Genomic DNA, 20,150 nt, shown 5'->3' on the forward strand with positions numbered 1-20,150 from the left:
GCTGGGGGCAGTTCTCCATGGCCGGGCTCTTGGATTTCACCACTTCGACCGTGCGCCCATGGCGCACGAGTTGGTTGATGGTTGGCATTGCTGTGATTCGTCCCTAAACGTGAAACAAACGAGAAATTTGCGAAAACGTGAAGCCCTTCGGAAATTTCCGAAAAGCCCGCAAGTGTAGCGTTTTATGCCCAAGCCCACAAGGCAAGAGGCGGCAGGGTGCCTGCCGCGGCCGGCCCGTTACTTGATCCAGAGGCGGATGGCGTCCCAGGCACGGCCAAAAATACCTGCCTGACCCACGTCCTCCAGAGCCACCAGCGGCACCTCAGCGACGCTCTGGCCCTCCAGGCTCACCTTCAGGGTGCCGACGGGCTGGCCCTTGGCGAAGGGGGCGATCAGCGGGTCCTGACGCACCACCTCGGTGGTCAGCTTGCCGCCGCTGCCCGAGGGCACGGTGACAACGATGGCCTCGGGCCGGCCGATCTTGAGGGTGTTCTGCGCGCCCTTCCAGACGGCCGGCGTGGCCGCGGCCTGGCCGGCGTCGAACAGCTTGACGGCGTCGAACGCCGTGTAGCCCCAGTTGAGCAGCTTCTGGCTTTCGTTGGCGCGGGCGTTCTCGCTGGCCGCGCCCAGCACGATGGACAGGAGGCGCCGCTGGCCAACCTGCGGGAAGTCGCGTTTGGACGTGGCCACCAGGCAGTAGCCCGCCGCCTGGGTGTGGCCGGTCTTCAGGCCATCCACCGTGGGGTCGCGAAACAGGAGCGTATTGCGGTTGTTGCTGTTGGACGCCGGCGTGCCCTCATAGCGGTACTGCTTGGTCGAGTAGTAGTGCATGTACTCGGGGAAGTCCAGCATCAGCCGCGTGGACAGCGTGGCCAGGTCGCGCGCCGTGGTGGTGTGGCCGGCTTCGGTCAGCCCTTCCGGGTTCTTGTACTGCGTGCCGTTCATGCCAAAGGCCTTGGCCTGCTCGTTCATCAGGCGCACGAAGTTCTCCACCGTGCCGCCCACGCCCTCGGCCAGGGCCACCGTGGCGTCGTTGCCCGACTGCACGATCATGCCCTTGAGCAGGTCATCGACCGGCACCTGCATTTTCGGGTCGATGAACATGCGCGAGCCGGGCATCTTCCAGGCGCGCTCGCTCACCGGCAGCTTCTGCTCCAGCGCGATCTTCCTGGCACGCAGCGCATCGAACACCAGGTAGCCCGTCATGAGCTTGGTCAGCGACGCCTGCTCCACCGGTGCGTCGATGTCCTTGGCCGCCAGCGTCTGGCCGGCCGTCACATCCACCAGCAGGTAGTTGCGCGCGGCGATCTCCGGCGGCTGGGGCAGCTGCGCCCACAGCAGGGTGGGGGCAAGCAGCAGGGGCAGAACGAGGCGGCGCAGCAGCGGCAGAGCAAAGGACATGGTCGGAAACAAGAGGGGGGATTCGCGAAAAAACAAGAACCCGGGGCGCGGCTCCAGGCGGACCTGGCTGCGGCCGGGCAGGCGGGCGGGTGGTCAGGGAGCGTCCTGCTCCGGGACCGCGTCATCGCCGGGCCGCAGGTGGCGCATGGCGATGCTCTTCAGCAGGGGCAATTGTCCGTGAAAGAAATGGCTGCCTCCCGGCACAACCGTAACCGGGAGTTGCTGGGGCCGCGCCCAGTCCATGACGCTCTCCAGCGGCACGGTGTCGTCGTGCTCGCCGTGCAGCACCAGGGTGGCCTGGTGCGCCTCGGGCGGCACCTCGGCCACCACGAAGCGGCTGGCGGCCGTGCCCACCAGGATGGCGCGCTCGACGCGCCGCTCGCTCCACAGCCGTGCCAGCGCGTGGCTGGCAACGAAAGCGCCGAAGGAAAACCCCGCCAGCGCGAGGGGGCCTGTGGGCGCGGCCTGCCGCACCACGGCCAGCATGTCCTCGAGCTCGCCCCGGCCTTCGTCGTACGCGCCGGCGCTGGCGCCCACGCCGCGGAAGTTGAAACGCACGGCCTCGAACCCGCAGGCGACGAAGGCGCGCGCCAGGGTCTGCACGACCTTGTTGTCCATGGTGCCCTGGTACAGCGGGTGCGGGTGCGCAATCACCGCCACGCCGCGCACCGCTGCGCCCGGCGCCGGCCGGTCGCGCAGCACCTCGATGGCGCCCGCGGGGCCGGTGCAGCTCAGGCGTTCGGTCTGGGCGTTCATGTCAGGCTTTCAAAAAATATAGCAATCAATCATTCAACCGCAAGGGCTTGAGGGCAAAAGTGTCAATACTTTGACCGGGCTTCAGCGGCCCACGTCCGGCGGCAGCAACAGACGCTCGACGATCTGCCCGTTCTTCAGGTGCGACTCGACGATCTCGTCGATGTCCTCGTGGTCCACATAGCTGTACCAGACTCCTTCGGGATAGACCACGGCCACGGGCGCGCCCTGGCAGCGGTCCAGGCACCCGGCCTTGTTCACGCGCACCTTGCCCGGCCCGGCCAGCCCCAGGGACTTGACGCGCTTCTTGCAGTGCTCGAACGCCTGCTGTGCGCCGTGGCAGGCGCAGCAGGCCTCGGGCGCCGCGCGCTCGTTGAGGCAAAAGAAGATGTGGCGCTGGAAGTAGGGAGGGTTGGGAGCGGTCATGCGGGGCATTCTAGGATTGGGCCTCGCGGCGCGACACCTGAGCCAGCACATACACCAGGGCCACATAAGGCCAGAGCCAGCCCAGCCACTGGCCCAGGCCGTAGAAGCGGATGAAGCGCCCCTGCTCCCAGGCGGCCAGCGTCTGCGCGAAATAGGCGCCGGTGGGCGCGTCGTTGAGCAGGTTCAGGTGCAGCATCAGCGCCAGCAGCAACAGCGCCGCGCAGGCCCGCCGGGGCAGCGCCACCAGCGCCAGCGCCAGCACGACCCCCAGTGCCACGCCGGCGCGGGTCGCTGGCGTGAGCCATTCCCAGGCGTGGGCCGGCCCCCAGCTGAGCGAGGCCGACAGCGCCGTCACGGCCACGCCGATGATCGCGGTGGCTAGGGCGAAGGCGGCGCGGCGGCCGGGGTGGCGCATCACGCCAAAGCCCAGCAGGCAGGGGGCGAGCAGCCCCAGCCCCACGACGAGGAACTCGCCGCCGGGCGACAGGGACTCCAGCGGCGCCTCGCGCTCGGGCAGCCACTCCAGGAAGGGCGTGCCCTCCAGCAGCTCGGCCAGGGCGTCCTCGAGCCGCTGCCACATCTGGCCCAGGCCGAAAGGCAGCGACGCGGGAAACAGCAGCGCCCAGGGCCACAGCGCCAGCAGCGCCAGCGCCCCACGCGAGTGGGGCACGAACCAGCGCTCGCGAAAGCGGCTCCAGCGCGCGATGGCGCCCAGGCGCTCGAGCAGCGCCGCCACCAGGGCACCGAGCAGGGCGCCGGCGGCATTGAGCAGCAGGTCCAGATTGGAGGGCACACGCCGCGGCAGGAAGATCTGCAGGTACTCCATGGCCAGCGACAGCAGCGCCCCGGCCAGCGCCGCCAGCGGCACGGCTGCACGCGGCAGGCCCGAGCGCAGGCCGCCCAGCGCCAGCAAGAAGCCCAGCGGCGCGTAGCCCGTCACGTTGATGGTGACGTCGAACCAGGTCCAGTACGGCGGCGGAATGCGCGCCGTGAGGAACACCCAGGGCGAGATGCCCTGCGCGCGCCAGCCCTCGAACGGGAACAGGCTGGCAAAGACGATCAGCGCCGCATAGATCAGCGCCAGGGGCCAGGCGACCGTCTTGTGCATGGGGACGCGTCAGAACGGCTTGACCACCACCAGCACCACCACCGCCACCAGAAGCAGCACCGGCACCTCGTTGAACCAGCGGAACCAGACGTGGCTGCGCCGGCTGGCGCCCGTCTCGAGCCGCCTGAGCAGCACCGCACAGGCGTGGTGGTAGCCCACGATGAGCAGCACCAGCGCCAGCTTGGCGTGCAGCCAGCCGCCCGCGCCGCGCCACCAGCCCAGCCACAGCCACAACCCCAGGCCAATGGCCGGCACGGCCAGCAGGGTGGTGAAGCGCAGCAGCTTGCGCGCCATCAGCAGCAGGCGCTGGCGCTCGGCGATGGAGCCGGGCTCGACCATGGCCAGGTTGACGAAGATGCGCGGCAGGTAGAACAGGCCGGCGAACCAGCTGGCGATGAAGACGATGTGAAAGGCTTTGATCCACAGCATGGAGCGAACCGGGCGCAGGGCGCCAAAAAAGAAGCCCGGCGCAGCCGGGCGGAAAAGCCCCGCCGCTCAATGCCGCGGAGCCCCGCTCAGGGAGGTAAAGCGGGGGACGGGAAAGCCGCCCGGGGGCAATCTAGCACCGCCGGGCAGGCCGTGCAAGGCGCCCTGCGACACGCGCCGGCAGCGGTGCAAACAGGCGCTGGCGGCACAATGCCCGGCATGCATCTGTCCAGCCCTACCCCCTTCCCGAGCCAGCGCCCGCGCCGCCTGCGCCGCGACGCCTTCACCCGCAACCTGGTGCGCGAGCACAGCCTGTCGCCGCACGATTTCATCTACCCCGTGTTCGTGCACGAAGGCGAGCAACGGCGCACGCCGGTCGCCTCCATGCCTGGGGTGGACCGCCTGAGCCTGGACCTGCTGCTGCCGGTGGCCGAGGAGTGCCTGCGCCTGGGCATTCCCTACCTGGCGCTGTTTCCTTCCATGGATGGCGCCCTGAAGACGCCCGACGGCAAGGAATCGCTCAACCCGGACGGCCTGATTCCGCGCACCATCCGCGCGCTGAAAAAGGCCTTCCCCGACCTGGGCGTCATGACCGACGTGGCGCTGGACCCCTACACCAGCCACGGCCAGGACGGCCTGATCGACGAGAGCGGCTACATCCTGAACGACGAGACGGTGGAGCTACTGGTCGGCCAGGCCCTGGCGCACGCCGAGGCCGGCGTGGACATGGTCGCGCCCAGCGACATGATGGACGGGCGCATTGGCGCCATCCGCGATGCGCTGGAGTCGCACGGCCACGTGCACACCCGCCTCATGGCCTACAGCGCCAAGTACGCCAGTGCCTTCTACGGGCCGTTTCGCGACGCCGTGGGCTCGGCCGCCAACCTGGGCGCCAGCAACAAGAACGTCTACCAGATGGACCCGGCCAACACCGACGAGGCGCTGCGCGAGGTGGCGCTCGACCTGGCCGAAGGCGCGGACATGGTCATGGTCAAGCCTGGCATGCCTTACCTCGACGTGCTGCGCCGCGTCAAGGACGAGTTCAAGGTGCCGACTTTCGCCTACCAGGTGTCGGGCGAATACGCCATGCTGAAAGCGGCTTCGTCCAACGGATGGCTGGACCACGACAAGGTCATGATGGAATCGCTGCTGGCCTTCAAGCGCGCGGGTGCGGACGGCGTGCTGACCTATTTCGCCCTGGAAGCCGCCCGTCTGCTGCAAAAACAATAGCAACGCCCCGCCTCCAGCATGCGCTGGAGGACCCTTTGTCAGCCGAATACGCACCCCCGCCGATCCGCATCTTCCACCTGCAGCCGGGCGCCCCCGTAGCCGAACTGCCGGATCTGCCCGATCAGCCCCCGCCCGTGGGCTACTACTGGGTGGCCTGCACCCGCGCGGTGCTGCAGGAGCGGCTGGAGCCCATCCAGTCCATGCTGCAGGCCGTCACCGGGCTGCAGCTGGTGGACCTGCACGTCACCGACCTGCTCAGCACCCAGCTGCCCTCGCACTACGACTACACCTCGCAGTACGACCTGCTGGTCATGCGCCAGCTGGCCGCCACCGACAGCACGGCCGAGGTGCCCCTGCCCCGCGCCGCGCGCGGCGGCCCGCCGGTGCTGCGCCGCATCGACACCAGCCCCGTGGCCCTGGTGGTGTTCGATGCGTTGCTGCTGACCGTGCATCCGCCCGACTGCACCGTGCGCGACAGCTACGCCGGGCGTCTGATGGCGCCCGCCCCCGTGGCGCCCCGGCCGCCCGGCGCCGGGGAGGACGCCGCCCCGGCCGAGGCCGAAGCCCTGGTCTGCCAGCTGCAGACCAGCGCGCCGGTGGCCGGAGTGCGTCTGCCCGGCAGCCCGGCCGACCTGATGCTGCGCGTGGTCAACCACATCGTGGACAACTACCTGGACCTGCGCCGCGACCTGTCGCGCCAGCTCGACCACTGGCAGCTGGCCCTGCTCAACCCGCGCGGGCGCTTCAACCACTGGCAGGCACTGATGATGGCGCGCCTGGCGCTGCACCATCTCAACGAGATCTGCGAGGACCAGCGCTCGGCCATGCAGGCCTGGAACGCGGCACTGGACGTGGGCAGCGCCTCGGCCGACAACCTGATGGCGCAGCGCGAGCTGGAGCTGCTCAAGGTGCGTGGGCGCGATGTGCTCGAACACATCGCGCGCGTGGCGCACCACGTGCGCCGGCTGGAGCAGAGCACCGAGGCAGCGGTGCAGATGCATTTCTCGGTGCAGAACAACCGCACCAACGAAATCATGCGCGTGCTCACGGTGCTCACCGCCGTGTTCCTGCCGCTGAACCTGATCGCCGGCATCTTCGGCATGAACTTCGAGTTCCTGCCCTTCGTGGACATGCCCAACGGCTTCTGGGGGGCGATGGTGGCGATGCTGCTGATCGCTGCCGGCCTGACCGGCTTCTTCTGGCGCAAGCGCTACCTGGCGCGCACCGGGCGCGACTGACGGCGAGCGCGGCGGACAGCGAGCGCCGCCGCGAGACATTTGCTTTGACAACAATTGACGCGTCAATTATCGTGGCGCGCCATGTCCGAACTCCTGCCTTCCGGCGCAGCCGCGCCGGCTGCCTACGCGCCCGAGCGCAGCCTCGGCCTGCAGCTGCGGCGCATCGTCACGCAGCTGGCAGCGGCCATCGAAGATCGCATGGGGCCGCTGGGCCTGACCGATGCGCAGTGGAAACCCCTCATGCGCCTGTGGCTGCACGAGCACGTCAGTGCCACCACCCTGGCACGCGAGTGCCACATCGACAGCGGCGGCATGACGCGGCTGCTCGACCGGCTGGAGGCCAAGGGCCTGGTGCGGCGCGAGCGCGCCCCGCACGACCGACGCGTGGTGCAGGTGGCCCTGACGGATGCCGGACGCGCCATCGCCGGGCAGCTGCCGGCGGTGCTCGGCGGCGTGCAGGAGCAACTGCTCGCAGGCTTTGACGAAGCCGAGCAGGAGGCCCTGCGGGGCCACCTGGACCGGCTGGAGACCAACCTGCAGGCCCTGGCCAAACCACCGCCCGCGTCCACGAAAAAACAAGCATAAACGGCTGCGTCCCTTGTCCTGCAAGGAGATGTAGCTACATTTTTCGTACTGCGCGACCGCGTGCATGTCCGCTGGCCGCCCTGCCCCGCCCTCTCTGCCCTCCCGCCATGAACGCACCCCAACCGACCGCCTCCCCGACTTCGCCCCTGCAGGCCAAGGCCCGCCGCAAGCGCGCCCTGGTGCTGCTGGCCTCCGTGGTCGGCGTGGGCGCCGTCGCCTTCGGCCTGTACGACTGGCTGGTGGCCAGCCACTACGAACACACCGACAACGCCTATGTGCAAGGCAACATCGTGCAGATCACGCCGCAGACCGGCGGCACGGTGATGGCCATCGCCGCCGACGACACCGACTTCGTGCGCGCCGGCAGCACCCTGGTGCAGCTGGATCCGGCCGACGCGCGCGTCGCCCTGTCGCAGGCTGAAGCGCAGCTCGCCCAGGCCGTGCGCCAGGCGCGCACGCTGTACGCCAATAACGAGACGCTGGCCGCCCAGGTCCGCCTGCGCCAGGCCGACGCCACGCGCGCCCAGGCCGACATCGATCGCGCCCAAGCCGAGGTCGCCCGCGCGCAGGACGACGCGCGCCGGCGCCAGCAGCTGGCCAGCGCCGGCGCCGTCTCGCAGGAAGAGATGCAGCACGCGCAGACGCAGCTCACGGCCGCGCGCACCCAGCTGGCCGCCGCGCAGGCCGCCCTGGGCGCCGCGCAGGCGGGCGTGGCCGCCGCACGCGAGCAGCTGACCAGCAACCGTTCGCTGACGCAGGGGGTCGAGGTGCAGCAGCACCCCAGCGTCCTGGCCGCTGCGGGCAAGCTGCGCGAGGCCTGGCTGGCCAGCCGGCGCACGCAGTTGCTGGCCCCCGTCGACGGCTACGTGGCGCGGCGCAGCGTGCAGCTGGGCCAGCGCGTGGCCGCCGGCAGCCCGCTGATGGCCATCGTTCCGCTCAAGGAGGTCTGGGTGGACGCCAACTTCAAGGAAAACCAGCTGCGCAATCTGCGCCTGGGCCAGGCGGCCACCCTCACCGCCGACCTGTATGGCAAGAAAGTGCAGTACCGCGGCACCGTCGCCGGCATGGGCGTGGGCACGGGCGCGGCCTTTGCCCTGCTGCCGGCGCAGAACGCCACTGGCAACTGGATCAAGGTGGTGCAGCGCGTGCCGGTGCGCATCGCGCTGGATGCCGCCCAGGTGGCCGAGCACCCGCTGCGCGTGGGCCTGTCGATGAACGTCGAGGTGAATACGCGCCAGCAGGATGGCCCGTCGCTGGCCGAGGCGCCGCGCCGCGAGCCGCTGGCCAGCACGCGTGTGTTCGAGCAGCTGGAGGACGGCGCCGAGGCCGAGGTGTCGCGCATCGTCGAAGCCAACCTGGCCAAGTCCTGAGATGGCCGCGCCCCACCACCCGGCGCCGATGGCGCCGGTGCAGCCGCTGACCGGCAGCGCCCGCGCCTGGGGCACGCTGGCGCTGTCGGCGGCGACCTTCATGAACGTGCTGGACACGTCGATCGCCAACGTCTCGCTGCCGGCGATTGCCGGCGACCTGGGCGTCAGCCCCACGCAGGGCACCTGGGTCATCACCAGCTTCGCCGTGGCCAACGCGATTGCCGTGCCGCTCACCGGCTGGCTGTCGCAGCGCTTTGGCCAGGTGCGGCTGTTCGTGGCCAGCGTGGCGCTGTTCGTCATCGCCTCGCTCCTGTGCGGGCTGGCGCCCAACATGCCGCTCTTGATCGCCGCCCGGGCGCTGCAGGGCTTCGTGGCCGGGCCGATGATTCCGCTGTCGCAGGCGCTCCTGCTGTCGAGCTACCCGCGCGCGCTGGCGGGCCTGGCCATGGCGCTTTGGTCCATGACGACGCTGATCGCGCCGGTGATGGGACCGCTCCTGGGTGGCTGGATCACCGACAACATGAGCTGGCCGTGGATCTTCTACATCAACGTGCCGGTGGGCATCTGGGCGGTGTTCGTCACCTGGGCCATTTTTCGCGGGCGCGAAAGCGAGCGGCGTGCGCTGCCGATCGACTCCATCGGCCTGGCGCTGCTGGTCATCTGGGTGGGCGCCATGCAGCTGGTGCTGGACATCGGCAAGGAGCACGACTGGTTCGCCTCGCCGCTGGTGGTCTCCTGCGCCCTGGTGGCGGTGGTGGGCTTCCTGGCCTTCCTGATCTGGGAGCGCGGCGAGGAGCACCCGGTGGTGGACCTGACGCTGTTCAAGAACCGCAACTTCTGGGCCGGCGCGCTGGCCACGTCGGTGGGCTACGGCCTGTTCTTCGGCAACGTGGTGCTGCTGCCGCTGTGGCTGCAGCAGTACATGGGCTACACCGCCACGCAGGCCGGCGACATCATGGCGCCGGTGGGCCTGCTGGCGCTGGTGCTGTCGCCCATCGTCGGCAAGACCATCGGCCGGGTGGACCCGCGCCGCTACGCCACCTTCGCCTTCGTGGTGTTCGCCATCGTGCTGTGGATGCGCTCGCGCTTTTCCACCCAGGCGGACTTCGCCACCATCATGGTGCCGACCATCATTCAGGGCATCTCGATGGCGTTCTTCTTCATCCCGCTGGTGACCATCACGCTGTCGGAGATCGAGCCGGCGCGCATCCCGGCCGCCTCGGGGCTGTCGAACTTCATGCGCATCACGGCCGGCGCCATCGGCACCTCGGTCACGACCACGCTGTGGGAGCGGCGCGCCACGCTGCACCATGCGCAGCTGGTCGAGGGCCTGCACCCGGGCAGCCCCGGCTTCGACCAGGCTTCTGGCCTGCTGCGCGCGGCCGGCATGAGCGATGCCCAGGCGCTGACGCAGATGGAGCGCATGACCACGCAGCAGGCCTTCATGCTGGCGGCCAACGACATCTTCTACGCCTCGGCCGTGCTGTTCATGCTGCTGATCCCGCTGGTCTGGCTGGCACACCCGCCGCGCGCGGGCGCGGCCGGCGCGTCGGATGCGGCGGCCGGGGCGCATTGAGGGGCGGCCGGCCGGTTCAAAAAGGAGAGCTGCATCGCCTTCACCAGCCACGCCGGAAGCCGGTTTTCACAGATGCCGCTCCAGAAACTCCAGCGTCCGCGTCCAGGCCAGCTGCGCGGCAGCGGCGTCATAACTGCCGCGCTGGTCGCAGTGGAAACCGTGGTCGGCGTCGTACAGATGCACCTCGGCGTCCGGGTGCGCGGCGGCGAACTCCTGCACGCTCTTGACCGGGATGAAGGGGTCGCGCCGGCCGAAGTGCGCCAGCACCGGCACGCGCGGCGTGCGCGCCATTTCGGCTTTGGTGGTCATGCCGCCGCCGTAGTAGGGCACGGCGGCTGACAGGCCCTGTAGTTCGCAGGCGGCGCGCCAGGCGAGCAGGCCGCCATAGCAAAAGCCCATGACCGCCACGCGCGCGCCGCCGTCCCGGGCGGCGTGGTCGATGGCCGCCTGGATGTCGGCCAGCACGCCCGGTGCGGGCAGGGCCTCCACGGCGGCCTTGAGCTGCTTGCCGCGCTGCATGTCGGCGTCGCCATAGCCGAGTTCAACGCCCTTTTCCACCCGTGCGAAGGTGGACGGCGCCAGCGCCAGCCAGCCACGCGCGGCCAGGCGGCCGGCCACGTCGCGGATGTGGCTGTTGACGCCGAAAATCTCCTGCAGCAGCACCACCGCGCCGCGCGGCGTGCCCTCGGGGCTGGCGTGCCAGGCCGGCACGGAAAAGCCGTCGCCGGCGACGATATCGATCCACTGACCCATGAGAGTTGCCCTCCTGCGCAAATTGCCGGCCCATTGTGGCGGGCCGGCGCGCACGGCGTGCGTCAGCGTTCTTCGTCAGGGCAGCGAGGCCGGAGCGCGGGTCGGCTCAGGCCGCCTCGGCCTCGGCCAGCGCCTCCTCGCCCGAGGAGCAGGCGCCGCCGCAGCCCTGGATGGGCTCGGCCGGCAGCGCGGCGGGCTGGTGCACCACGCCGGTGGCCGGGTCGAAGCCGACGCGCCTGAGGTGCGCCGCCAGGGCCGCGTCCATACTGTCGGTGTGCTGCGGGAACCAGGTCGCCAGCTCTCCGGCCATGGCGCGCAGCACGCGCAGGTCGCCCTGCTCGCCGCCCTCGCGCATCACCTTCAGGACCACCTTGTGCTGCAGGCTGTGGCAGTTGCCGGAGGCGAACTGCGTGGCTTGCATCCAGCGGTCCTCCTGGGCGAAGTGCTCGCTGGTGTGCTCGACCAAGGCCTGCCAGGCGGTGGGCAGGTCGGCGTCGGGGGCCTCCTCGACGGCCTGCAGCAGCTGCACGAACTCCTGGTGCGTGCCGTCCATCTGGGGCAGGTCGAGGGCCAGGTCCTCGGACCATTGCAATGCGGCCATCGTCGTTTTCTCCTTGGGCTGGGGCGGCGCGCAGCCGCCCGTTCATTCACAAAGGCACGACTGTAGGAGGGGCCTGCGCCGCCTGCCTTGACCCATGTCATGTTGTCGGGCGGCGCTGTCGGGGCGCTACCAGGCGCAAAAAAACCCCGCCGGGTCGGGGCGGGGTTCGCGTGGGCCCAAAGGCCGCGGCGTTACTGCGCGTGGGTGCGCTTGGCGTCGGCCACGCACTTGTCCTTGGCGTCGCCGCTCATGCTGTCGCAGCGTTCCTTGGCAGCCTTGTACTCGGCCTCGCGGGTGGCCTCGGCGGCGTCCTTCCTGGTTTCAGCCACATTGGCCTGCTTGGCCAGGTTGGCGTTGTCCGTGGCGGGCTTGGCCTGGGCGCGTGCCACCTTGGCGTTCTCCTTGGCTGCCACATGGGCGGCCTTGGCGTCCTTCTTGCACACGTCCTTGTCGTTGCCCTTCAGGTCCTCGCACTTTTCCTTGGCGACTTCATAGTCGGCGTCGGCGCGGGCCTCGTGCACCTTGCTGGTGTGCTTGTCGCTGGGTTTGTACTGCGCTTCGAGCTGCGCCTTGGCAACCTTCTCGTTGCCCTCGGCTTCCTTCTTGCAGACATCCTTGGCGTTGCCCTGCAGTGGCTCGCACTGGGCCTTGGCGGCCTTGTAGTCGGCCTCGATGCGGTCCTTGGCGGCCTTGTGCTCGTCCTTGGACATGGCCATGCCGGAGGTGGCGAGCAGGCCGGCGACGGCCAGGGCCATCAGATTGCGTAGGTGCTTCATGGTGTGTCTTCCTTGGATGGCAGTTGCGTGGGCTGCTTCAATCCCAGCGGAAGTCGGGGTTGGCGCGCTCCCAGGTGTTGAGCTGCTCCTCGGCGGCCTCCTTGGCCAGGCCCTGGCGCTCCTGCAGCTTGCCCAGCATCTGGTCGCGCTTGCCGGCAATGACGTCCATGTCGTCGTCGGTCAGCTTGCCCCACTGCTCCTTGACCTTGCCCTTGAATTGCGTCCAGTTGCCCTTCATGCGGTCTTCGTTCATGGCTCTCTCCTTGTGTGGTTTGCAAAGGTGTCGTGTGAACCGCCTGCCGCCGCGGTCTGCAGCTGGTGCAGGCGATGCGGCGAGAGGCGATGGATGCACTGTAGAGAGAGCTTCGCTTGCGGCCTGTCGGCAAAAAACGCGCACGCTGCCGGCGGGGTGCCCCACGCGCGTGTAGGCGGGGCGCCCGGCCCCGTCCCGCCCCGGCCCTTAGCGCCCGAGCGTGGCGAGCCAGTCGGCCAGTTCGTCGGCGGCCTGCGCGGCAGCTTCGGCCAACGCGCGCGCGCCGCCGGTGGAGTCGGCCGTGGCGGCCGGGCGCCGCACCACGAACAGGCGCTGGGCCACCAGCGTTTCGCCCGCGGCGCTGGCGTCGGCCACCAGGGCACGCATGCGCAGCAAGCCGTGGCTTTGCTGTGGCGCACTGAAGATCTGGCTGAACTCCTCGACCTGCACGCGCAGCACCGTGGGCATGCGCCCGGGCCCGCTCATCAGGGCCAGGCCGTCGTCGCCGGTCAGCACGGCGCGCTGCTGGCCCAGCCGGGCGCGCAGCGCCTGCTGCATCAGCACCGCCGGCGCCTGGCTCCAGCGCGCCTGGGTGTAGGGCAGCAGGCGCTGGTCATTGGAATAGGCCAGGCGATACAACAGGCCCAGGCTGCCCTCGGGCTGGCCCAGCATTTCGACTTCGGCCAGCGCCAGCGGCGGCAGGCTCTGCACTCCCGTCTGCAGGGGCTGCGACAGGCCGGGTCCGAAGTCGTAGAGGTCGGCGCGCACGGGTGGCTGGGGCAGTGCCGAACAGCCGCCCAGGGCCAGAACGGAAAACAGGGAAAAAGCCGTTAAAACCTTTGATGTACAACGATTCATTGCTACGTTTTTCAAATGCTTCATGGCTTTCCTGTGCGGGCTGTGGGAAGGGGGGTGCGGGGCGGCGCCGGCCTCTGGCCTGAGGCTCAGCGCGGCGCCTGGAAGCCCGGCTCTCCCGGGCCGGCGGCGGCGCGGCCGCTGCCGTAGAGGAGCGACTGCGGGTTGTCGCTGATGCCCGAGGCCGTGCGGCCCAGGCGGCGGGCGGCGCGCGCCGTCTCGTCGGCGGCGTGGTTCAGGCGCGGCAGCGTGACGCGGCCGAAGCGGTCGGCCGCACCGGCCAGCGAGCGCGAGCCCGCGGCGATCTCGTCGATGGGCCCGCCCTCGGCGCTCAGGCGCTGCACGGCAGTCGCCACCTCGTCGGCGGCGCGGCCGGCGTTGTCGCCTGCCTGGCGCAGCGCCGCCAGGGTCTGGCGTGCTTCCTGCGCCACCTGCGGCACTACGGCCAGCGCCGGGTTCAGGCGCGTGTCCACGGTCTGCTCCAGGCGCTTGGCCAGCTGGCCGACGTTGCTCGCGGCGTCGCCGATCTGGTCGATGGCGCGCGCCAGGCGCTGCTGGTTTTCCTCGGCCAGCAGTTCGTTGATGCGCTGCGTGGCCTCCTGCACCTGACCCAGGATGGCCGGGCCCTGCTCGGCCAGCTGGCTGAAGGGCGAGGACTGCAGGGGCAGGCGCGGCAGGCCGCTCGGGCCCGGCGGCGGCGCCGGCTGGGGCTGCTGCGCGTCGTCGAGCTGGATGTGCGCCAGGCCCGTGACGCCCTGGTAGCCCAGCGTGGCAAACGTGGTGGGGCTGATGGGCGCGCTGGTGTTGACGGCGATGCGGATCAGCACGTTGCCGCTGACCTCGCGGTCGAAGCCGATGGAGGTCACCCGGCCCACGGAGACGCCCTTGTAGCGCACCGCCGCCTGCGACTGCAGGCCGCTCACGCTGTCCTTGCTCGACAGTTCGTAGTACTTGTAGCTGGTCTGGTCGCGCGTGAGCCACAGCGCCAGGCCCGCCAGCAGCGCGGCGACGACCAGCACGAAGAGGCCCGCGGCCAGGGCGTGGGACTTGTTTTCCATCAGGCTTGCTCCGGTAGGGTGGCGCCTGGCCGGGCCAGGGCACGGCGGCCGCGTTCGCCGAGAAAGAAGTGTTCGATGAAGGGGTGGGGAAAGCGCGCCACCTCCTCGGGTGTGCCCTGCACGATGACGCGCCGCTCGGCCAGCACCGCCACGCGGGTGGACAGGTCGTACAGGGTGTCGAGGTCGTGCGTCACCATGATCACCGTGAGCCCGAGCGCGGCGTGCAGCTCGCGCAGCAGGTCGCAGAACTCGTCGGAGCTGTTCGGGTCCAGCCCGGCCGTGGGCTCGTCGAGCAGCAGCAGCGGCGGGTCCATGATGAGTGCGCGCGCCAGCGCCACGCGCTTGATCATGCCGCCCGAGAGGTCGGCCGGCATGCGCGTGGCGTGCTCGGCCGCCAGGCCCACCATGCGCAGCTTGACCAGCGCCGCGTCGGTGACCAGGCCGTCCTGCAGCGTGCCCAGCTCGCGCAGGGCAAAGGCGATGTTCTCCAGCACGCTGAAGGCCGAGAACAGCGCTCCGTGCTGGAACAGCATGCCCACGCGGGCGCTGGCGCCGTCACCGCCCAGCTGCGCCGCCGGCCGGCCCAGCACGGTGACGCTGCCGCGCGTGGGCACCGTCAGGCCCAGGATATGGCGCAGCAGCACCGTCTTGCCCGTGCCCGAGCCGCCCACCAGCGACAGGATCTCGCCGCGGCGCACCGTCAGATCCAGGTTTTCGTGCACGGCAAAGGCCTCGCTGCCGCGGCCGAACACGGTGGCCAGGCCCCGGATCTCGACCACGGGCGGCGCCTGGGAAGTATCGGGAACGGGTGTCTGCTGGTTCACTAGAACCCCACGTTCTTGAACGCCACGGCAAACAGCGCGTCCACGATGATGACCATGGTGATGGCGCTGACCACCGAGGCCGTCGTGCCCTCGCCCAGGCTCTGGGTGTTGGGCTTGACGCGCAGCCCCCAGTGGCAGCCGATGAGCGCGATGAACACGCCGAACACCGTGGACTTGGCCATGGCCAGCCACAGGTTGGACACGTCCACGGCGTTGGGCAGGGCCTGGGCGAAGTAGGCCGGCGAGATGCCCATGGCCAGGTCGGCAGCCAGCATGCCGCCGGCCAGCGCCGCCAGCGTGGTCCACAGCGCGATCAGCGGCATGGCCAGCCCCAGCGCCAGCGCGCGCGGCATGACCAGGCGAAAGCCCTGCGGTATGCCCATGACGCGCATGGCGTCGAGCTCCTCGGTCACGCGCATCACGCCGATCTGTGCCGTGATGGCCGAGCCCGAGCGCCCGGCCACCAGGATGGCGCCCAGCATGGGCCCGAGCTCGCGGATCAGCGAGATGCCCAGGATGTTGACGATGAAGGCCTCGGCGCCGAACTGGCGCAGCTGCAGGCTCATCAGGTAGGCCAGCACCACGCCGATCAAAAAGCCCACCAGCGCCGTGATGGGCAGGGCCGTGGTGCCCATGCGGTAGAGGTGGCCCGAGATGTCGCGCCAGGGCCCGCGCCGGGGCCGGCGCAGCAGCTGCAGCATGTCCAGGTGCAGCTGGCCGATCAGCTGCACCAGGTGCTTGAAGTGGTCCAGCGCGTGCAGCACCTGCGCGCCCAGGCGGTCCACCAGTGCGGCCAGCGTCAGGCGCGGGCGCGCGGGCCGCTCGGTGGTGTATTGCGCGACCCGCTCGAACATGGCGCGCTGGGCGTCGTCCAGCGCCAGCTGCCCGGGCCAGCGCCGGCCCCAGTGGTCCCACAGCACCTGCGCGCCCACGTGGTCCAGGCGCGCCAGACCCGACAGGTCCCATGCCGAACCGGCAGGCGCCGCGCGTAGCTCGCCCTCCAGGCGCTTCCAGGCGCGCCGGTCGGCAAAGGCGGCCGCCACCCAGTCGCCGCGCACACGCGCCAGCGGCGCACGGATGTCGGCGCCAGCGGCGTTCGTGTCGCGCTCGATGGAGGGCGGGGTCAGACCGGGCATGGAGCGGCAGTTTTGCACATTCCACCAGCGTGCCGCCAATCGCCCGGAAAAAACATCGATAACGGCCCCAGGTGCTGCAAGACAGGGCCTTGCCGCTACTTAAAACATAGCCTGCCGTGCTTTCCCTCTCGACAGCGGCGCGCGTCTGCTCACAATGGCGCCGGCGCCCGTTGCGGGCGACAAAGTACGGGCACCCATGAGCGACACCACTTTCGACTACATCATCATCGGCGGCGGCACGGCAGGCGCCCTGCTGGCCAACCGCCTGAGCGCCGACCGGGGCAAGCGCGTGCTGCTCGTGGAGGCGGGCAACAAGGACGACTACCACTGGATCCACGTGCCGGTGGGCTATCTCTATTGCATCGGCAACCCGCGCACCGACTGGCTCTACCAGACGGAGGCCGACCCGGGCCTGAACGGCCGCAGCCTGCGCTACCCGCGCGGCAAGACGCTGGGCGGCTGCAGCAGCATCAACGGCATGATCTACATGCGCGGCCAGGCGCGTGACTACGACGGCTGGGCCGAGCAGGTGGGCGACGACGCCTGGACGTGGCAAAACGTGCTGCAGGCCTTTCGCCGGCACGAAGACCACTGGCGACTGGACCAGCCGGAGACGGCCAGCGAGGACTTCAAGCGCCTGCATGGCAGCAAGAGCACGGGCGGCAGCGGCGAATGGCGCGTGGAGCGCCAGCGTCTGCGCTGGGACCTCCTGGACGCCTTCGCCCAGGCGGCGCAGCAGGCCGGCATCCCGGCCACCGACGACTTCAACGGCGGCGACAACGAGGGCGTGGGCTATTTCGAGGTCAACCAGAAGGCCGGCTGGCGCTGGAACACGGCCAAGGCCTTCCTGCGCCCGACCTGCTACGGCCGGCCCAACTTCGAGCTGTGGACGCACGCCCAGGCTACGCGGCTGCTGGTGGAGCGCCAGGCGGATGGCACCCAGCGCTGCACCGGCGTGCAGGTCTGGACGGGCAGCGAGATGGTCATGGCGCACGCCACGCGCGAGGTCATCCTGAGTGCGGGCGCCATCAACTCGCCCCAGTTGCTGCAGCTGTCGGGCATCGGCCCGGGCGAGCTGCTGCACGCGCGCGGCATCCCGCTCGTGCACGACCTGCCCGGGGTGGGCGCCAACCTGCAGGACCACCTGCAGATCCGCGCCATCTACAAGGTGCGGGGCGTGCCCACGCTCAATCAGCTGACCAGCACGCTGCTGGGCAAGGCGCGCATCGGGCTGGAGTATGCGCTCAGGCGCACCGGGCCCATGAGCATGGCGCCCTCGCAGCTGGGCGCCTTCACGCGCAGCAGCCCGGCGCAGGAGCGCGCCAACATCCAGTTCCACGTGCAGCCGCTGTCGCTCGACGCCTTCGGCGAGCCGCTGCACACCTTTCCAGCCTTCACCGCCAGCGTGTGCAACCTGCAGCCGACCAGCCGCGGCAGCGTCACGATCAAGAGCGCGCGCTTCGAGGACGCGCCGGCGATTGCGCCCAACTACCTGTCCACGCCCGAGGACCGGCAGGTGGCCGCCGACAGCCTGCGCGTGGTGCGGCGCATCGCGGCCCAGCCGGCGCTGGCGCGCTTTGCGCCCGAGGAGTACAAGCCCGGCCCGCAGTACGAGAGTGACGAGGACCTGGCGCGCCTGGCCGGCGACATCGCCACCACCATCTTCCACCCCGTGGGCACGACGCGCATGGGCCGGGCGGACGACCCGATGGCCGTGCTCGACGCGCGCCTGCGCGTGCGCGGCATCGAGGGCCTGCGCGTGGTGGACGCGGGCGCCATGCCCACCATCACCAGCGGCAACACCAACAGCCCCACGCTGATGATGGCCGAGATGGCCGCACAGTGGCTGCGCCGCGATGCGCGCGAGGGCGCGACGCCCGCCAGCGCCGCCGTCCCTACCGCAGCCTGAGGGAAAACCCCGGCTGCGCCGGCACGTTCGGTTGGTTACAGTCGCCCCACTCGACGCGCGCCTCGGCACGCCAAGCGAGGGGACCGAGGAGACAAAAACACCCCAACACAACAACACCAAGCTTGAGCAAGGCGCCCGCATGAGACGCCCTCTTTTTTCAAGGCACCTGCACCCAGGTGCCTTTTTATTTTGTCTCAAGTTCTGGCGTTTTTGCCACCTTTCCCTTGTCCTGAAATGGCCTGCAGCTATCAATAGGGAAGCACTCTCGGTGCGACAATCGCGGCCATGGAATGGATCATCGTCTCGCTGGCCTCGCTGCTGGCCGGTTTCGTGGACGCGATCGTGGGCGGCGGCGGGCTGATCCTGCTGCCGGCCCTGTTTGCCACCTTCCCCACCGCCGCGCCCGCCACGCTCATGGGCACCAACAAGAGCGCGGCCATCTGGGGCACCGGCATCGCCACCTGGCAGTACAGCCGGCGCGTGACCATGCGCTGGCAGGCCATGCTGCCGGCCACGGCGGCGGGCTTTGCCGGCGCTTTTGCGGGCGCCTGGGTGGTCACGCTGATCTCGGCGGACTTCCTGCGCAAGCTGCTGCCGCTGGTGCTGGTCGCGCTGCTCCTCTACACCCTGGCCAGAAAGGACCTGGGCCGCACCCATGCGCCGCGCCTGGCCGCGCGCGCCGAAGTCTGGGCAGCCAGCGCCATCGGCCTGGCCATCGGTTTCTACGACGGCTTCTTCGGCCCGGGCACGGGCAGCTTCTTCGTGTTCCTGTTCGTGCGCGTGCTGGGCTACGATTTTCTGCACGCCTCGGCCTCGGCCAAGCTGCTGAACCTGGCAACCAACGTCGCGGCGCTGATCCTGTTTGCCGCCAAGGGCCACGTGTGGTGGCACTTCGCCCTGCCGCTGGCGCTGGCCAACGTGGTCGGCAGCCTGCTGGGCGCGCACCTGGCGCTCAAGCACGGCGCGGGCTTCGTGCGCGGCATCTTCATCGTCGTGGTCGGCGCGCTGATCGTGAAGACCGGCTGGGACGCCTTCTTGCGCTGACCCCCTTCGCCCCCAGCTGCGGGCTTTGCCATTTTTGCCCGAGGAGCTTCCCGATGACCACCGTGACCCTGATCGGCGCCCCCACCGACGTCGGCGCCAGCGTGCTGGGCGCCAGCATGGGCCCGGACGCCCTGCGCATCGCCGGCCTGGCGCGCGCGCTGCAGGCCCTGGGCCTGGCCGTGCAGGACGGCGGCAACCTGCGCGGCCCGGGCAATCCGCAGGCGCTGCCCCAGGACGGCTTTCGCCACCTCGACGAGGTGGTGCAGTGGAACCGGACGGTCTATGAGGCTACCGGCGCGGCGCTGGCCCAGGGTCAGCTGCCGCTGCTGATGGGCGGCGACCACTGCCTGGCGATCGGCTCCATCAGCGCCGTGGCCGCGCACTGCCGCGCCCGGGGGCGGCGCCTGAAGGTGCTGTGGTTCGACGCGCACGCCGACGCCAACACGCCCGAGACCTCGCCGTCGGGCAACATCCACGGCATGCCCGTGGCCTGCCTGCTGGGGCTCGGCCCGCACGCCCTGTCGCAGCTGGCCGGAAGCACGGCGCTGGCGGCCGGCGAGATCGCGCTGATCGGCGTGCGCAGCGTCGACGCGGTGGAAAAACGCTTCGTCGCCGAGCACGGCATCGAGGTCTATGACATGCGCACCATCGACGAGCTGGGCATGCGCGCAGTGATGCAGGCGGCGCTGGCCGGGGTGGACGCGCACACCCACCTGCACGTGAGCTTCGACATGGATGCCATGGACCCTTCCGTCGCCCCCGGCGTGGGCACCGACGTGCGCGGCGGCCTGACCTACCGCGAGACGCAGCTGTGCATGGAAATGCTGG

General features: G+C 70.1%; 21 protein-coding genes and 1 pseudogene. 8 read left to right on the forward strand and 14 right to left on the reverse strand.

Annotated elements, in window-relative coordinates:
- The 6 genes and pseudogenes from rpsL to RT051_RS11390 form a co-directional block, all read right to left on the reverse strand.
- Positions 1-88 (reverse strand): annotated as a pseudogene (gene rpsL, locus RT051_RS11365) (30S ribosomal protein S12); the annotation flags it as partial.
- A gap of 149 nt (positions 89-237) precedes the next feature.
- Complete coding sequence (locus RT051_RS11370) at positions 238-1,401, reverse strand: D-alanyl-D-alanine carboxypeptidase family protein (RefSeq protein ID WP_313076679.1); 1,164 nt, start codon at positions 1,399-1,401, stop codon at positions 238-240.
- A 93-nt stretch (positions 1,402-1,494) separates the two neighbouring features.
- Positions 1,495-2,157 carry an alpha/beta fold hydrolase gene (locus tag RT051_RS11375; protein ID WP_313076681.1) on the reverse strand — a complete coding sequence of 221 codons (663 nt, stop codon included), beginning with the start codon at positions 2,155-2,157 and terminating at the stop codon, positions 1,495-1,497.
- 81 nt (positions 2,158-2,238) lie between these two features.
- Complete coding sequence (locus tag RT051_RS11380) at positions 2,239-2,580, reverse strand: (2Fe-2S) ferredoxin domain-containing protein (RefSeq protein WP_409520596.1); 342 nt, start codon at positions 2,578-2,580, stop codon at positions 2,239-2,241.
- A 10-nt stretch (positions 2,581-2,590) separates the two neighbouring features.
- Positions 2,591-3,688, reverse strand: coding sequence for a VanZ family protein (locus RT051_RS11385; protein WP_313076686.1), 1,098 nt, complete (start codon positions 3,686-3,688; stop codon positions 2,591-2,593).
- A 9-nt stretch (positions 3,689-3,697) separates the two neighbouring features.
- The gene (locus tag RT051_RS11390) at positions 3,698-4,117 is read right to left on the reverse strand and encodes a CopD family protein (RefSeq protein ID WP_313076689.1); all 420 of its coding nucleotides are present in this window, start codon (positions 4,115-4,117) and stop codon (positions 3,698-3,700) included.
- A gap of 216 nt (positions 4,118-4,333) precedes the next feature.
- On the opposite strand from RT051_RS11390, the gene hemB reads away from it, so the two are divergent.
- The 5 genes from hemB (at position 4,334) to RT051_RS11415 (ending at position 10,113) form a co-directional block, all read left to right on the forward strand.
- Positions 4,334-5,344, forward strand: coding sequence for a porphobilinogen synthase (hemB, locus tag RT051_RS11395; RefSeq protein WP_313076692.1), 1,011 nt, complete (start codon positions 4,334-4,336; stop codon positions 5,342-5,344).
- Positions 5,345-5,379: 35 nt separating this feature from the next.
- On the forward strand, positions 5,380-6,582 hold the full coding sequence (locus RT051_RS11400; protein WP_313076694.1) for a magnesium transporter CorA family protein: 1,203 nt from the start codon (positions 5,380-5,382) through the stop codon (positions 6,580-6,582).
- 81 nt (positions 6,583-6,663) lie between these two features.
- Positions 6,664-7,167: a MarR family transcriptional regulator gene (locus tag RT051_RS11405; protein ID WP_313076697.1), complete on the forward strand. Its 504-nt coding sequence runs from the start codon at positions 6,664-6,666 to the stop codon at positions 7,165-7,167.
- A 107-nt stretch (positions 7,168-7,274) separates the two neighbouring features.
- A complete protein-coding gene (locus RT051_RS11410; protein WP_313076699.1) occupies positions 7,275-8,537 on the forward strand; it encodes an efflux RND transporter periplasmic adaptor subunit in 1,263 nt (420 codons plus the stop codon).
- A 1-nt stretch (position 8,538) separates the two neighbouring features.
- Positions 8,539-10,113 (forward strand): DHA2 family efflux MFS transporter permease subunit, encoded by a 1,575-nt coding sequence (locus tag RT051_RS11415; RefSeq protein WP_313076702.1) that lies wholly within the window; start codon positions 8,539-8,541, stop codon positions 10,111-10,113.
- A 66-nt stretch (positions 10,114-10,179) separates the two neighbouring features.
- Here RT051_RS11415 and RT051_RS11420 read toward each other — a convergent pair whose 3' ends face one another.
- The 8 genes from RT051_RS11420 to RT051_RS11455 all read right to left on the reverse strand — a co-directional run bounded on the left by RT051_RS11420 (position 10,180) and on the right by RT051_RS11455 (position 16,369).
- Complete coding sequence (locus RT051_RS11420; protein WP_313076705.1) at positions 10,180-10,866, reverse strand: dienelactone hydrolase family protein; 687 nt, start codon at positions 10,864-10,866, stop codon at positions 10,180-10,182.
- 106 nt (positions 10,867-10,972) lie between these two features.
- Positions 10,973-11,467, reverse strand: coding sequence for a hemerythrin domain-containing protein (locus RT051_RS11425; RefSeq protein ID WP_313076708.1), 495 nt, complete (start codon positions 11,465-11,467; stop codon positions 10,973-10,975).
- Between the two features lie 191 nt (positions 11,468-11,658).
- Complete coding sequence (locus RT051_RS11430) at positions 11,659-12,243, reverse strand: hypothetical protein (protein ID WP_313076711.1); 585 nt, start codon at positions 12,241-12,243, stop codon at positions 11,659-11,661.
- Positions 12,244-12,280: 37 nt separating this feature from the next.
- Complete coding sequence (locus tag RT051_RS11435; RefSeq protein ID WP_313076713.1) at positions 12,281-12,496, reverse strand: CsbD family protein; 216 nt, start codon at positions 12,494-12,496, stop codon at positions 12,281-12,283.
- A gap of 207 nt (positions 12,497-12,703) precedes the next feature.
- On the reverse strand, positions 12,704-13,264 hold the full coding sequence (locus RT051_RS11440; protein ID WP_313076716.1) for an ABC-type transport auxiliary lipoprotein family protein: 561 nt from the start codon (positions 13,262-13,264) through the stop codon (positions 12,704-12,706).
- A gap of 176 nt (positions 13,265-13,440) precedes the next feature.
- The gene (locus tag RT051_RS11445; RefSeq protein ID WP_313076719.1) at positions 13,441-14,409 is read right to left on the reverse strand and encodes an MlaD family protein; all 969 of its coding nucleotides are present in this window, start codon (positions 14,407-14,409) and stop codon (positions 13,441-13,443) included.
- Positions 14,409-15,233 carry an ATP-binding cassette domain-containing protein gene (locus tag RT051_RS11450; protein WP_313076722.1) on the reverse strand — a complete coding sequence of 275 codons (825 nt, stop codon included), beginning with the start codon at positions 15,231-15,233 and terminating at the stop codon, positions 14,409-14,411. Before RT051_RS11450 ends, RT051_RS11445 begins: the two co-directional genes overlap by 1 nt.
- Entirely contained in the window at positions 15,233-16,369 is a 1,137-nt protein-coding gene (locus tag RT051_RS11455; RefSeq protein WP_313076725.1) for an ABC transporter permease, read from the reverse strand. The genes RT051_RS11450 and RT051_RS11455 overlap by 1 nt, the downstream gene beginning before the upstream one ends.
- Positions 16,370-16,565: 196 nt before the next feature.
- Between RT051_RS11455 and RT051_RS11460 the strand changes: the two genes are divergently transcribed.
- From RT051_RS11460 to rocF, 3 genes are all read left to right on the forward strand, one after another.
- Complete coding sequence (locus RT051_RS11460) at positions 16,566-18,278, forward strand: GMC family oxidoreductase N-terminal domain-containing protein (protein ID WP_313076727.1); 1,713 nt, start codon at positions 16,566-16,568, stop codon at positions 18,276-18,278.
- A gap of 285 nt (positions 18,279-18,563) precedes the next feature.
- Positions 18,564-19,322 (forward strand): sulfite exporter TauE/SafE family protein, encoded by a 759-nt coding sequence (locus RT051_RS11465; protein WP_313076730.1) that lies wholly within the window; start codon positions 18,564-18,566, stop codon positions 19,320-19,322.
- A gap of 53 nt (positions 19,323-19,375) precedes the next feature.
- On the forward strand, positions 19,376-20,150 hold a 775-nt coding region (gene rocF / locus RT051_RS11470; RefSeq protein WP_313076733.1), incomplete at its 3' end, for an arginase.

This window comes from Melaminivora sp., assembly GCF_032059615.1.
Classification (GTDB): domain Bacteria; phylum Pseudomonadota; class Gammaproteobacteria; order Burkholderiales; family Burkholderiaceae_C; genus Melaminivora.